This window comes from Streptomyces sp. NPDC006134 (genome assembly GCF_040628835.1).
Classification (GTDB): Bacteria; Actinomycetota; Actinomycetes; order Streptomycetales; family Streptomycetaceae; genus Streptomyces.
On the sequence record NZ_JBEXTV010000002.1, the window covers coordinates 130,248 to 144,157 of the forward strand.

Consider the following 13,910-nt stretch of genomic DNA (forward strand, 5'->3'; position numbering starts at 1 on the left):
AATGGGGTCCCATGAGCAAGCGTGCAGTCCTGGAGGTGATCGCCCTCGACGCCGAGGACGCGGTCGCCGCCCAGGCCGGAGGCGCGGACCGCCTCGAACTGGTCACCGACATGGCCGCCGACGGGCTCACCCCGCCGGCCCGGACCGTGGCCGCGATCCGGGCGGCCGTCGACATCGACGCCCGGGTGATGCTGCGGCTCGCGGACGGGTTCGCCGCCGGGGACGTGGAGCGGCTGGTGCGGGTGGCCGGGGAGATGCGGGAGGCCGGTGCGGACCAGTTCGTGCTCGGGTTCCTCGACCCGCACGGCGGTGTGGACCTCGCGGCGGTGGAGCGGGTCGTCGCGGTGCTGGACGGCTGCCGGTGGACGTTCCACCGGGCGATCGACCGGGCCGCCGACCGCGACGCCCTGCGCAAGCAGCTCGCCGACCTGCCGGGACTGGACGCCTACCTGACGGCCGGGGCGGCCGGCGGGGTCGACGAGGGGCTCACGACGCTGTGCGCGGAGGCCCGGCGGCGCGGTGAGCCCGGGTACGAACCGCAGCTCATGGTGGGCGGCGGACTGCGGCTGGACCACGTCCCGACGCTGCGGGACGCCGGCGTCGACGCCTTCCACATCGGCGGGGCGGCCCGCCCGGACGGCTGGACGGGGCCCGTGACGGCACAGGCGGTCGCCCGCTGGCGGCAGGCCCTCGACGGCTGACCGGCCCGCGCCGACGGCCGGTGCCGCAGGGGCGTCGGCCGGGCGACCGTCGGTCGAGCGGCGCCGCCGGTGGCCCCTCCGGGGACGGCGGCTACGCCAGCTGCGGCGGCAGCGGGGCCGCGTGGGTGACGATCAGGCCGGACACCGCCCGGGTCAGCGCCACGTACAGGCGGCGCAGGCCCGTGCGCTCGTCCGGCTCGCCGTCCACCACGGCCTGCGGCTCGTCCAGCACGACGTAGTCGTACTCCAGACCTTTGGCCAGCGATGCCGGGACCAGCGTCAGCCGGGTCTCCCGCGTCGTCTCCTCACCGGGGCCGAGGTGGCCGATCCCCGCCGCCGTGAGGGCCTCGGCCAGGCCGGGGACCCGGGCGTCGGCGGCGATCAGGCCGACGGAGCCCTCGCGGCGCAGCAGCTCCCGGCAGGCGTCGATCACGTCGGCGGTCCCGCCGGCCGGGCGGACCTCGAAGAAGCCCGGGTTCTCGCGGACCGACCGTACCGGCGTCAGGCCCGGCGCGATGTGCGGCAGCAGCCGGGACGCGTAGGCGATGACGTCCGTCGGCACGCGGAAACCGGCCGTCAGCTCCTCGACCACCGCGTCGTCCTTGCCCAGATGCGCCAGCGCCTCCCGCCAGCCGCGCGTCGCCCACGGCGTGGTGCCCTGCGCCAGGTCGCCGAGGACGGTCGCCGAGCCGGTGGTGCAGCGGCGGCCCACCGCCCGGTACTGCATGGGGGACAGGTCCTGCGCCTCGTCCAGGACGACGTGGCCGAGGGAGTGGGTGCGCTCGATCAGGTCGGCGGCCTCGTCGATCAGCACGGCGTCCGCGGGCGACCACTTCGCCGACTTCACCGACCGGGCGGGCTTCGCCCACAGGATCGCCTTCTGCTCCTCCGCGGTGAGGATTCCGTCGGCGTGTACGGCGAGGAAGTCCGCGTCCGTCAGCAGCCGCAGCACGAGTTTCGCCGGGTCGACGGCCGGCCAGATCTCCTTCACCGCCGCCTTGACCGCGGCGGTGCGGGCCACCGCGTTCTGCACCCGGTCGTCCGGCGCCTCGCCCGCCCGCTCCATCTGCACCAGCACGGCGTGCGCGATCCGCTGCGGCAGGGCCTCGCGGGCGGCGCCGTAGCGGATGCCGCGCTCCAGCAGCTCCCGGACGATCTCCTCGACCTCGTACGCCGGAACCCGCCAGCGGCGCGAGCCGCGCACGACCACGACCGTCTCGGTGGGCATCGTCACATGCGCGTAGAGGGCCCGGCGCAGCACCTCCGCCATCCGGGCGTCCCCCTTGACGGTCGCGGCGCCCGCGTCGTCCGTGCCCCGCACCTCGACGTGCGCGACGAGGTCGTCGACCGTGGCCTGCTGGACCGTCAGCTCGCCCAGCGCGGGCAGGACCTGCTCGATGTAGTGGAGGAAGGAGCGGTTCGGCCCGATGACGAGGGTGCCGGTGCGGGCCAGCCGCTCGCGGTGGGCGTAGAGCAGATAGGCGACCCGGTGCAGGCCGACGGCCGTCTTCCCGGTGCCGGGGCCTCCCTGCACGCACACCGTGCCCGACAGCCCCGAGCGGACGATCTCGTCCTGCTCGGGCTGGATGGTCGCCACGATGTCCCGCATCGGGCCGACGCGGGGCCGCTCGATCTCCTGCTGGAGCAGCTTGCTGACAGCCGCCGCCTCGGCCGGGTCGGACAGGTGCTCGTCCTCGTACGCCGTGAGGTCGCCGCCGGTGTAGCCGAAGCGGCGGCGCAGCGCGATGTCCATCGGGTCCTTCTTGGACGCCCGGTAGAACGGCTGCGCGACCGGCGCACGCCAGTCGATCACCATGGGGTCGCCGTCGGCGTCGTGCACATGGCGGCGCCCGATGTGCAGTGTCTGATAAGCGGTCTCCGGCTGCGGGCGCTCCCCTTCCGCTCCCTCGGCCTGGTCGACACCGGGGGCGTGCAGGTAGTCGAGCCGGCCGAAGAACAGCGGGGTGTCGCTGAGGTCGGCCAGCGCCTTGACGCGTTCCGCGATCTGCCGCTCCAGGACCTGGGCGTTGACCCAGTTCGCGGCGACGTCGCGGAGGTCGAGGGACTCGACGTCCGCCCGCATCGCGCGCAGGGCGGCGCGGGACGCGGCGAGGTGGGCGCGCTCGCGGGACAGGGGGTCGTCGTCGGCGGGAGCGGGCGGTGCGGACGGCATGGCTGACGTGGACGGCATGGCTGGCGTGGACGGCGTGGACAAGGGGGTGCCTCCGGAAGACCTGCTGCTGCGTGAGGGGCCGCGTCGGCTCGGGACGCGTCGATACCGGCCGGTTTCCGTCCGGACGGCGGCACTCCGGGAGGGAGGCGGGGCAAGAGCGGAGATTGTAGGGGAGCGAGGGAGGCGGAGGCCAACGGTTTTCCAACCCCCCCCGCGGGCCCCGCTGGCTCCGCGCATCCCCTGGGGTGGGCTTGCCCACGGCTACCGGCGGCGCCGCCCGGTTCGGAGCACGCTCCGGCTCCCGACCGTGTACGGCCGGTCGACGGCGTCGACTGCGGCCAGGTCGCCACCGAGCGCAGGAGCAGGGTCCCGGACGACCGCTGGCGCAGCCACGGACGGATGGCGGACCGGTTGTCAGTCTGGGGCGGCGGGGCCGCGGTAGGGGAGGGTCTGGCTGTAGACGACGTTCGTGGTGGTGCTGCCGAAGCCGGCGAGTTCGTCCATGAGCGTCTCCAGGTGTTCCATGGAGGTCGCGGCCACCTTCAGGGTGTAGCAGTCGTTGCCGGTAGTGCGCAGGCACTCCAGGATTTCACGGCGTTCAGCGAGGAGGCGGCGCAGCGGTTCGTGGCGGTTGCCCGGATATTTGAGGCGGACGACGGCGAGGACGGGGTAGCCGACCTTGGCCAGGTCGATCTCGGCACGGTAGCCCGTGATGATGCCCGAGGCCTCCAGATTGCGGACGCGTTCGGTGGTGGCCGACGGGCTGAGGTTCACGCGGCGGCCCAGTTCGCTGAAGGAGATGCGGGCCTCCCGTTGCAGCTGTTCGATGATCGCCCAGTCGACGTGGTCAAGATTCCCGGCCATGCGGCGAAAGTACCAGCAAAATCACGGCGAAGTAGCAGCTGCGCAGGGAGGTTTCGCTTCCGTGCGTCATGATCGCCGGGATAGCCTCGGGCCATGCAACTCGGCGTCAACGTACCGAACTTCGGCCCGGGGACCGATCCCGGCATCCTGCGTGAATGGGCGCGGCTCGCGGAGGGCCTCGGTTTCGGCGCCCTCATGGTGTCGGACCATGTGGCGGTCACCCCGGACGTGGCCGAGCGGTACCCGGAGCCGTTCTACGAGCCGTTCACCACCCTGTCGTGGCTGGCCGGTCTCACCACCACGGTGCGGCTGGGCACGACCGTGCTCGTCCTGCCGTACCGGCATCCCCTGTTGGTGGCCCGCATGGCTGCCAACCTCCACCAACTGAGCGGCGGTCGCTTCGTCCTCGGGGTGGGTGTCGGCTGGGCCCGGCAGGAATTCGAGGCGCTGGGCGTGCCGTTCACCGCGCGTGGCCGGCTGACGGACGAGTGTCTTGGCGTCCTCCGGGGGGCCGGGGACCGCCAGGAGGGCAAAGTTCCGGTCTGGATCGGCGGCCACAGCGAGGCGGCCCTGCGGCGCGCCGTGAGGTTCGGTGACGCCTGGCACCCGCTGCGGCTCTCCCTCCCCAGCATGCGCGCGGTCCTGCGACGGCACGCGCTGCCGGGGTTCGCGCCCCGCATCGCCCTGCGCGTCACCAGCGCACCGGTCGACGCCTCCGACCGGCCCGCCGGCGTCGGCACCGTCGAACAGATCCTCGACGACCTCGACCAGTTGCGCCTGCTGGGCGCGGACACCGTCGTACTCGATCCCTACCACGGAGACCCGAACGAGACCCGTCGGCCCGACGCGGCATGGCGGGCACTCACCACCGTGGCCACCCACTGGAGCACTCGATCATGATCACCCCGGCCGATGAGGCCCTTCTGCGGCGTGCCATCGGCATCGCCGCCCACGCGGTCTCCCTGGGCGACGCGCCGTACGGTTCCCTTCTGGCCGGACCGGACGGCACCGTGCTCGCGGAAGCCCACAACACGGTCCGGCGGGACAACGACATCACCGCCCACCCGGAACTGAAACTCGCCCGCTGGGCGGCCCGCGAACTCGACCCGGACACGGCTGCCCGTACCACCCTGTACACCAGCTGCCAGCCGTGCGGCATGTGTGACGGCGGCATCGTCCGCTCTGGCATCGGCCGGGTCGTCTACGCGCTGTCGACCGAGCAACTCGTCGCGCTCAACCCGTCGTCGGGCGCCTGGCCGACGGTGCCCCACGACGGTCCGGCCCTCCACGACGAGGCGCGCGACCCCGTAGCGGCCTATTACCGGCCCGCCCGATGACGTACGCGATGCCGGCCTGCTGATGTACACGGCCCTCGGCACCCTCGCCCAGGGGGCGGCGTCTCCACCCTGAGGGGCACCCCAGGGCCATCGGTCCCCCCGGAGTCGTACGCGTCGGGGGCCCGGATTCGCCCCGCAGACCGATGCCCGCGTTGTGCCCGAAACACCACTATGGAGACATGAGCGCCGTAACCATCTCCCCCGCCCCGGCACCGGGCCGCGTGCCCGGTGCCACGGCCGCGGCCGACGGCCGGCGGCACCGTCTCGGCGACGCCCTGCGCGCCGTGCGCGTGTTCGCGGGCGCCGCCTTCGACGTCGTCATCCTCGGCGAGTGCGGCGAATACGGCGAGCACGGCGAGGAAGCGGGCGTGCGCCGCAGGTGAGCGAACGGGTCACGACGTGACCCGCCGGGCTCTTCGCGCGGCGTGCCCCTCCCCATCTCCCTCGGGCCATCTCCCTCGGGCCCGCTTCCTCGCCCCGGCCCCTCGGCTCCCCGGGCCCTCAGCCCCTCGGCTCCCCGGGCCCTCGGCCTCTCGGCTTCCCGGGCCCTCGGCCTCTCGGCTTCCCGGGCCCTCGGCCTCTCGGCTTCCCGGGCCCTCAGCCCCTGGACTCCCCGGGCCTTCGGCTCCCCGGCCCCTCAGGTCTCCGCCAGCAGCTCGTCCGCGTCCATGATCCGGTAGGCGTACCCCTGCTCCGCCAGGAAGCGCTGGCGGTGGGCGGCGAAGTCCTGGTCGATGGTGTCGCGGGCGACCACCGAGTAGAAGTGCGCCTGGTGGCCGTCGGCCTTCGGCCGCAGCACCCGCCCCAGGCGCTGCGCCTCCTCCTGGCGGGAGCCGAAGGTGCCCGACACCTGGATGGCGACCGTCGCCTCCGGCAGGTCGATGGAGAAGTTGGCGACCTTGGAGACGACGAGGACGTTGATCTCGCCCTGCCGGAAGGCGTCGAAGAGCTTCTCGCGCTGCGCGTTGGACGTCTCGCCCTTGATCACCGGCGCGCCCAGGTGCTCGCCCAGCTCGTCGAGCTGGTCGATGTACTGGCCGATGACGAGGACCTGCTGCCCGGCGAACCGCCGGACGATCGCCTCCGTCACCTTCCGCTTGGTCGCGGTGGTCGCGCAGAAGCGGTACTTCTCCTCGGCCTCGGCGGTGGCGTACGCCAGCCGCTCGGAGTCGGTGAGGTTGACCCGGACCTCCACGCAGTCGGCGGGCGCGATGTAGCCCTGCGCCTCGATCTCCTTCCACGGCGCGTCGAACCGCTTCGGGCCGATGAGCGAGAACACGTCCGACTCGCGGCCGTCCTCACGCACCAGGGTCGCCGTCAGGCCCAGCCGCCGCCGCGCCTGGAGGTCGGCGGTGAACTTGAACACCGGCGCGGGCAGCAGGTGCACCTCGTCGTAGACGATCAGGCCCCAGTCGCGGGAGTCGAACAGCTCCAGGTGCGGGTAGACGCCCTTCCGCTTCGTCGTCAGCACCTGGTACGTGGCGATGGTGACGGGCCGGATCTCCTTCTTCGTGCCGCTGTACTCGCCGATCTCGTCCTCGGTCAGCGAGGTCCGCTTCACCAGCTCGTGCTTCCACTGCCGGGCCGAGACCGTGTTGGTGACCAGGATCAGCGTGGTCGACTTCGCCTGGGCCATCGACCCGGCGCCGACCAGCGTCTTGCCCGCGCCGCACGGCAGCACGACCACACCGCTCCCGCCGTGCCAGAAGTTCTCCACCGCCTGCTTCTGGTAGGGCCGCAGCGCCCAGCCGTCCTCGCGCAGCTCGATCGGGTGCGCCTCGCCGTCGACGTACCCGGCGAGGTCCTCGGCGGGCCAGCCCAGCTTCAGCAGCACCTGCTTGATCTGGCCGCGCTCGGAGGGGTGCACGGCCACCGTGTCGGCGTCGATGCGGGCGCCGACCAGCGGCGCGATCCGCTTGGACTTCAGGACCTCCTCCAGCACCGGCCGGTCGGTGGTGGTCAGCACCAGCCCGTGCGCCGGGTGCTTGGAGAGGGTGAGCCGGCCATAGCGGTCCATCGTCTCGGCGATGTCGACCAGCAGCGCGTGCGGCACCGGGTAGCGGCTGTACTCCACCAGCGCGTCCACGACCTGCTCGGCGTCGTGCCCGGCGGCGCGCGCGTTCCACAGGCCGAGCGGGGTGACCCGGTAGGTGTGGATGTGCTCCGGCGCCCGCTCCAGCTCGGCGAAGGGCGCGATGGCGCGGCGGCAGTCGTCGGCCCGCTCGTGGTCGACTTCCAGGAGCAGGGTCTTGTCGGACTGGACGATCAGCGGACCATTCACGCGCGGCACCCTTTCGCTAGCGCAGCCGGACGGCTCGGCCAAACGTCCAGTGTGCCTGATCGGCGCGGAGGGGCGCGGCGCTCCGCGCATCCCGTCCTACTGGATTCCTTTTCATCCCAACGTGTGGCGTGAATTCGGCTTTCCGGAGGAATCCCCGAAGAATGGCGGACTGTGCAGAATACGCCAACCACGACGCTCGGATACGCGCTGTTCGCCACCCGCTGGCTCCAGGCCCCGCTGTACTTCGGCCTGGTCGCCGCGCAGGGCGTGTACGTCTACAAGTTCTTCAACGAGCTGTGGGCGTTAATCCTCCGCTGTGTGACCGGGCAGGCGACCGAGACGTACGTCATGCTCGCCGTCCTCAAGCTGGTCGACGTCGTCATGATCGCGAACCTGCTGATCATGGTGATCGTCGGCGGCTACGAGACCTTCGTCTCGCGCATCGGCCTCCAGGGCCATCGCGACCAGCCGGAATGGCTGTCGCACGTCAATTCCAACGTGCTGAAGGTGAAGCTGGCCACGGCCATCGTGGGCATCTCCTCCGTGCACCTGCTCCAGATGTTCGTGGACGTCCACCACACCTCCCGCCACGCACTGCTGTGGGGGACGGTGATCCACATGGCGTTCATCGTCTCGGCGGCGATCCTGGCGTACATGTCCGGGCCGATGGCCGGGCACGCCGGGCACTCCGGGCACTCCCGCGGCGCCGGACACCAGGCGCCCCAGGCGCCACAAGCACCCCAGGCGCCCCAGGCACCCCAGACGCCCCAAGCACCCCAGGAGCACGTGGAACACGCCACGCCCCCCGAGTCCCCCCGGCACCGGCCGGTCCACTCCGCCGACGCCGGGCCGTCCCTCTCCGTCGGCACCGGCCTGTCCCCCTCCGTCGGCACCGGTCCGGCGCCCTTCGTCGGTGCCGGCCCGGTACCCCCCGCCGGTGCCGGGCCGGTGCCCATCCCCCGGCAGGCCGGGGCCGCCCTCCACGAGACGTACGAGTCCGGCGCCGAGGACCGCATCCGGGCCGCCGGGTTCCCCTTCCGCAAGCTGCTGGAGGACTTCGACGCCGACCACCCCCGGGACTTCGACCGGGAGACCGTGGCCCGCCTCGGCAAGCTGGACTTCGTCGCCGACCGCCGCAACGCCGTCCTGGTCGGCCCGCCCGGCACGGGCAAGACCCACCTGGCCGTCGCCCTCGGCGTGCGCGCCTGCCAGGCCGGGCACCGGGTGCTGTTCGCGACCGCCGCCCAGTGGGCCCTGCAACTGGGCGAGGCGCGGGCGGCGGGGCGGCTCGCCGAGGAACTGGCCGCCCTCGACGCGTACCCGCTGCTGATCGTCGACGAGGTCGGGTACGTCCCCTTCGACGCGGACGACTCCCGGCTCCTGTTCCAGCTGGTCGCCCACCGCTACGAGCGCGGCTCGCTGATCGTGACCGGCGACCGGCCACCCGCCCGCTTCGACGAGGTCTTCGCCGGCCCGGCCGCCCCGGCGATGGTGGACCGGCTGGTCCACCACGCCGAGATCGTGCGGATCGACGGGGACAGCTACCGGCTGCGCCGCGCTACTTCAGCGAGGGCAGATTGATGTTGTTGAGCAGCGGTCCCTCGATGCTGATCCCCTCGGTGACCAGGGACTCCGGGCCGGCGGCCGGGAGCGGCAACGGCAGCGGGGCCTGGGCCGCCGCGGCCACAGGGGCGAGGACGGCGAGCAGGGCGCCGGAGGCCAGGACGGTGCCGGAGGCGGCGAGGGCGGAGCGGGTACGAGCGGGCAGCTTGGGGCGCATGGTCGTGGCGGGCCTTTCGCGGACGGGGTGACGACGGCGCGGTGCGGTGCGATGCGCTTCATCGGCCGGCGGGCCGGTCCCGGTGTTTCCGGGCCGGCCCGCCGGCCGACGAAGCGCGTCGGATCTGCGGTGTCAGATCTGCGGCGTCTCCAGGACGAGCCCGGCGACGTCGATGGCGATGGCGGAGGCCTGGCCGGCGAAGGCACCGATCATGACGGCGGTGGAGGTCAGGACGGCGGCGACACGGCGTACGGAACGCATGGGCTTCCTTTCGATTGCGCTCGACCGGGCCCTTCCCTTGCCGGGCCCGATCAGGACACCGGGTGGCTGCCCGGCGGCTCGCGCCGCGATGCGAAAGCTCCCGCAAGCTCCCTCAAGCGTGGGAAACACCCGGCGTGGCGTGCATGAACCCGCGCGTACACCCGAAAGTGCGCAAGAAACGGAATCGGCTTGCGTCAGCCCGTGTCGTCCGCCAGCTCCGCGACCCCCGTGATCCGGTGCAGCGGATAGGTGCGGACCTCGTCCGCGGTGTGGTCGTACGCCGTGACGAAGCCGCCCTCCACCCGGACCGGGGCGATGACACGCTGGCTGGCGGCGCCCTCGGCGTTCACGTAGCCGATCCACAGCGCCTGGCCGGTGAGCACCGCGGCCTGCACGGTGGCGAGGGTCTCGGCGGGGCTGGTGCGGGGCAGCTCACCGGCCGCCGGGGCACCACCACCCGCGCCCCCGTCCGTATCCGCATCCGTACCCATACCCGTGCCCGTATTCGCGTCCGCGTCCGCGTCCGCGCCCGGGCCCGGCTTGCGCGGCGCGGTGGAGGCCAGGTCACCGGCCCTGATGGCGCGGATCGCGGCGCTGAGCAGCGTGTCGTCGGGGACGGGCGGACCGTCCGGGACCGGCTGCGGGGGCGTGCGGGGCGGGGTGCGGTGGGCGTCGGCGCGGGTGATCAGCACATCGCCCTCGGCGGACTCGGCGGACGGCGCGAACCCCATCGCGCGCAGCCCCTCCAGCAGCGCCGCCGGGCCGGCCTGCGCGGCCAGCACGGTCGGCGCGAGGCGCCGCAGGCCCAGCCCGGCGGCCCGTTTGTCGGCGAGGATCTCGCTGAGCATCGCGTCGTCGTCGCAGCGCACGTACGCCGAGGCCGCGCCCACCCGCAGATGCCCGTGCCGGCGGGCCACGTCGTCGATCAGGTACGCCAGCGGCTGCGGTACCGGCGTGCGGGAGTGCGCGGCGAGGAAGGCGTGCAGGTCGGCGGCGGTCTGCCCGGAGTCCAGCGCGCGGCGCACCGAGCCCGGCGTGAACCGGTACACGGTGGCGCCGCCCTTGGACTCGACGTCCGCGAGCACGCCCAGCATGTCCGCCAGCGGCCGCTCCAGCGGGCCCGGCGCCACCGCCGTCAGGTCGGCCTGGAGCAGCACGTGGTCCAGCGGCTCGGGCAGCAGGGGCGCGAGGACCCGGGCGGCGGCGGCCGTGCGCGCGGCCTGCTCGGCGGGCGGCACGGGCAGGGGCAGGGACGGCAGGGGCGGCAAGGGAGGCAGGGGCGGCAGGGGAGGCAGGGGCAGGGACGCGGGGACGGACCGCGCGCGGTGGTGCACGGGCAGCTTGTCCCCGGGACCGGACGACTCCCCGGCCGTCTCTCCGACCATCGCCCCGGCCGTCTCTCCGACCATCGCCCCGGCCGTCTCCCCGGCCGTCTCCCCGGCCGTCTCCCCGGCCGTCTCTCCGACCATCGCCCCGGCCGTCTCCCCGGCCGTCTCCCCGGCCGTCTCCTCGGCTGCGTCCCCGACCGTCGTCTCCCTGGCCGTCTCCTCGGCTGCCTCCGCGACCGTCGTCTCCCCGGCGGTCTCCTCGGCCGTCGTCTCCCCGGCGGTCTCCTCGGCCGTCGTCCCCCCTGCGGTCTCCTCGGTCGCCCCGTGCCGCGCCCCGATCAGAGCCCGACCGGGTGCCGACAGCGCGCCGCGCCCGGTGATGCCCAGCAGCTCCGCCTCCGACAGGGTCCAGCGCGCGAGCCGGGTGCGCAGGTCCTCCTCCCGGCGCTGGGGGCGCTCCCAGTGCAGCCGGGCCAGCACCGACTCCCCGTCCGGCGCGGCGCCCTCGGGCAGCCGCGCCAGCAGCGTCAGCACCCGGAGCCGTACCTCCGGCGCCGCCGAGCGGTCCAGTCCCGGGCCCAGCGCGGACAGCGCGCGGTCCTTGGCGTCCCGCCCGCCGACCAGCCCGGCCGTCCGCGTCGCCGTCAGCCACGCCTCGGCGAGCCGCGCCCAGCGCTCGGCGGCGGGCAGCTCGCGCCACTCGTCGTACGCGGGGGTCGCCGCGTACCGCTCGTCGGCCTCCCCGTCGGAGGCCAGCAGACCGGCGGCGTAGGCGAGCTCGACCCAGAACGCGGCGACCGGCTCGGGCACGTCCAGGGCGGCGGCGGTCCGCTTCAGGTCGCGGACGCTGAGCCCGCCCGCCCGCAGCACCGCCGGGCCGCCCTCGTCCCAGTCCTTCAGCAGCTCCTCGACGGTCGCCAGCGCCGCCAGCGCCTGCCCGGCCGCCGTGGCGTCCACCACCTGGGGACGGTGGGTGGCGGCGGCCGTCACGGGCGGCGGCACCGGCTCGGGCGTGCGGTGCGCCCGCCCGCCGCGCAGGTGCAGGGCGACCTCGCGGGGCAGCACGACCGTGCCGGGCGCGGTCGGCAGCAGCAGCCCGCGGTCCAGCAGCCAGCGCAGATGGGCCGCCGGATCGGCGGTGACCTGCCCGTACGGCGGTCCCCAGATCAGGCGGTCCAGGACGTCCAGGGAGTCGGCCGGGGCCCCGGCGAGCAGCTCCGCCATCCGGGTCCGGTCGGTGAACAGGGCGGTGAGCGCGGCGACGGCGGAGACGGAGTCGTGCGTGGAGTCCAGACCGGCGGCGGTGAGGATCTCCTGGATCCGGCCGGGGGACATCCCGGCGGTGGCCTCCCGCACGGCGGGCCCGAGTCCCGTGGGGGACGGGTGCTGCGGGGAGGGGGCGAGCAGCTCGCGGGCGGTGCGCACCAGCCGCAGCCGGTCGTCGCCGCCCCACACCAGGGCCTGCTCGCGCAGGGTGGCGACGGCGCGGGGCAGGGCGCCGGCGACCACCGGGTCCCGCTCGTCGCCGGCCATGAGCCCGAGCAGCTCCTCGTAGCCGGCCGGGTCCGCCGCCACGGCCAGGGCCTGGGCCGTCTGGAGCGCGAACCGGTCCAGCCGCTCCAGGGCGCGCACGACCGAGGCGCGGGTGCCGGCCCGGGTGGCGAGCTGGGTGAGGTCCGTGGGGACGGGAGTGATGAGATCGGGGCGGCTGCGCAGGAGGGCGGCCAGGGAGGCGTCGTCGCGCGCACGCAGGGACTCCGCCAGGGAACGCGGGGCTGCCGGCTTCTCCTCGGTGCTCATCCGGCCAACGGTAGCGGGTCCCCTTCGCCGGGCGGGCCGGCCACGGGCGGGTGAGCCTGCCGCAAGCGGGGGGCACACCGGGGGACACGCGGTACCGTCGTCCGACGAGCCATCAAAACCGTACGCCCCGGAGGGATCCGTGGGGATCGAGAGCGACCAGGTCGTCTACGAGTATCTGAGCCGCGTCGGTGACGTGGCGCAGCAGCGGCACCTCCCGTCGGCCACCCGCATGCGCCTGGTCGCCGAGCTGCGCAACGAGATCGACCGGCACCGGTCGAAGACCGTCGTCGACAGTCCCGCCGCCGTGCGCCGCATCCTGGACCGGCTGGGCAGCCCGGACGAGATCGTCGAGGCCGCGGGCGGCACCGCCGGCACCGGCGGCGCGCCGCAGGAGCCGGTCGCCTCGGTGCCGGCGCAGCGGGACGGAGAGGACGGGGGAGACGGGGGAGACGGGGGAGACGGGGGAGACGGAGGGGACACCCCGGTCGGCGGTCCGGCGCGCGGCGCGCGGACGCGCAAGGGCCTGCGCCGGGTCGTACCGCGCCCCCGCCCGGCCGCGCCGCCCGCTGCGCCCCCCGACGTCCCGTCCCCGCCGCACCTGGCGGGCGCCCACGAGCTCGGGGACGCCGTCGAGCGGCCGGACTGGAGAGGGGCGTCCCCGGGGACACCCCCGGACGGGCGGAGCCGGGACTGGTGGCGGGTGGAGGACCGGGGGGATGCCGGCGGCCCGTTCGGGGCGGGGGACGGCGTGCCGGGGTTCGTCGGCGGGATCGAGATCCCGGAGCTGCTCAAGCCCCCGCCGAAGGGGGAGGAGCGGGCGGCGAAGGCCGGGGCGAAGGCTCCCGCGCCGGTCACGGAGAAGGACGCGCCCGCGGCGGAGGACTCCCCGGCCGCCCGGCGCCGTCGTCTGCCCCGTCCGTGGCCCGAGGGCGGCGTCGGCAGCCCCTTGCTGCTGCTGGCCGCGGCGCTGCTGGTCGCCGGTGCCGTGCTGGGCCACCTCGTCCCGCTGGGCCTCGGCTGGCTGATCGCCTACCTGTCCCGGAGCCTGACCCCGGCCGAGTCCAAGTGGGCGGTGCTGGGGCTGCCCGGGGTGGTTGCCGCGGCCGGGGTCGTATGGCTGTGGGGCCGTACGGACGGCCGCTGGGGAGAGCCCGTCGCCCAGGGGCAGCTGGACGACGCCGTCGCCGGGACGTGGCCGTGGGTACTGCGCGGCGCGGCCGTCGCCTCGGCGCTGTACCTGGTGTGGCGGGCCCGCCGCCCGCGGGGGTGAACGGCGACACCCGCGAGCCCCACGCGGCTCCCACCGTCTCCGAGCCCCACGCGGCTCCCGCCGTCTCCGGGCTCCACGCGGCTCCCGCCGTCTCCGGGCGCCACGCGGTGTCCGC

General features: G+C 74.6%; 12 protein-coding genes. 6 read left to right on the forward strand and 6 right to left on the reverse strand.

Going from position 1 to position 13,910, the window contains the following annotated elements; translation table 11 throughout:
- Positions 1 to 11 precede the first annotated feature (11 nt).
- Positions 12 to 701 carry a copper homeostasis protein CutC gene (locus tag ABZ340_RS01985; protein ID WP_358779779.1) on the forward strand — a complete coding sequence of 230 codons (690 nt, stop codon included), beginning with the start codon at positions 12 to 14 and terminating at the stop codon, positions 699 to 701.
- Positions 702 to 792: 91 nt separating this feature from the next.
- Here the strand turns inward: ABZ340_RS01985 and ABZ340_RS01990 are convergent, their stop codons facing one another.
- On the reverse strand, positions 793 to 2,892 hold the full coding sequence (locus tag ABZ340_RS01990; RefSeq protein WP_358779780.1) for a UvrD-helicase domain-containing protein: 2,100 nt from the start codon (positions 2,890 to 2,892) through the stop codon (positions 793 to 795).
- A 396-nt stretch (positions 2,893 to 3,288) separates the two neighbouring features.
- Positions 3,289 to 3,738, reverse strand: a complete 450-nt coding sequence (locus tag ABZ340_RS01995; RefSeq protein ID WP_358779781.1) for an Lrp/AsnC family transcriptional regulator — start codon at positions 3,736 to 3,738, stop codon at positions 3,289 to 3,291.
- A 93-nt stretch (positions 3,739 to 3,831) separates the two neighbouring features.
- On the opposite strand from ABZ340_RS01995, the gene ABZ340_RS02000 reads away from it, so the two are divergent.
- The 3 genes from ABZ340_RS02000 (at position 3,832) to ABZ340_RS02010 (ending at position 5,458) form a co-directional block, all read left to right on the forward strand.
- Positions 3,832 to 4,638, forward strand: coding sequence for an LLM class flavin-dependent oxidoreductase (locus ABZ340_RS02000; RefSeq protein WP_358779782.1), 807 nt, complete (start codon positions 3,832 to 3,834; stop codon positions 4,636 to 4,638).
- On the forward strand, positions 4,635 to 5,075 hold the full coding sequence (locus ABZ340_RS02005; RefSeq protein ID WP_358779783.1) for a nucleoside deaminase: 441 nt from the start codon (positions 4,635 to 4,637) through the stop codon (positions 5,073 to 5,075). Before ABZ340_RS02000 ends, ABZ340_RS02005 begins: the two co-directional genes overlap by 4 nt.
- Positions 5,076 to 5,254: 179 nt before the next feature.
- Positions 5,255 to 5,458 carry a hypothetical protein gene (locus tag ABZ340_RS02010; RefSeq protein ID WP_358779784.1) on the forward strand — a complete coding sequence of 68 codons (204 nt, stop codon included), beginning with the start codon at positions 5,255 to 5,257 and terminating at the stop codon, positions 5,456 to 5,458.
- A gap of 254 nt (positions 5,459 to 5,712) precedes the next feature.
- Here the strand turns inward: ABZ340_RS02010 and ABZ340_RS02015 are convergent, their stop codons facing one another.
- Positions 5,713 to 7,356 (reverse strand): DNA repair helicase XPB, encoded by a 1,644-nt coding sequence (locus ABZ340_RS02015; RefSeq protein WP_358779785.1) that lies wholly within the window; start codon positions 7,354 to 7,356, stop codon positions 5,713 to 5,715.
- 171 nt (positions 7,357 to 7,527) lie between these two features.
- Here ABZ340_RS02015 and istB point away from each other — a divergent pair, with 171 nt between their 5' ends.
- A complete protein-coding gene (gene istB / locus ABZ340_RS02020) occupies positions 7,528 to 8,937 on the forward strand; it encodes an IS21-like element helper ATPase IstB (RefSeq protein ID WP_358779786.1) in 1,410 nt (469 codons plus the stop codon).
- On the opposite strand, the gene ABZ340_RS02025 is transcribed toward istB, so the two are convergent.
- From ABZ340_RS02025 to ABZ340_RS02035, 3 genes are all read right to left on the reverse strand, one after another.
- Entirely contained in the window at positions 8,915 to 9,136 is a 222-nt protein-coding gene (locus tag ABZ340_RS02025) for a hypothetical protein (RefSeq protein ID WP_358779787.1), read from the reverse strand. The genes istB and ABZ340_RS02025 overlap by 23 nt on opposite strands.
- A 132-nt stretch (positions 9,137 to 9,268) precedes the next feature.
- Entirely contained in the window at positions 9,269 to 9,397 is a 129-nt protein-coding gene (locus ABZ340_RS02030) for a hypothetical protein (protein WP_358779788.1), read from the reverse strand.
- A 194-nt stretch (positions 9,398 to 9,591) separates the two neighbouring features.
- A complete protein-coding gene (locus ABZ340_RS02035) occupies positions 9,592 to 12,525 on the reverse strand; it encodes a helicase C-terminal domain-containing protein (protein WP_358779789.1) in 2,934 nt (977 codons plus the stop codon).
- Positions 12,526 to 12,664: 139 nt separating this feature from the next.
- Here ABZ340_RS02035 and ABZ340_RS02040 point away from each other — a divergent pair, with 139 nt between their 5' ends.
- The gene (locus ABZ340_RS02040; RefSeq protein WP_358779790.1) at positions 12,665 to 13,795 is read left to right on the forward strand and encodes a hypothetical protein; all 1,131 of its coding nucleotides are present in this window, start codon (positions 12,665 to 12,667) and stop codon (positions 13,793 to 13,795) included.
- Positions 13,796 to 13,910: the final 115 nt, after the last annotated feature.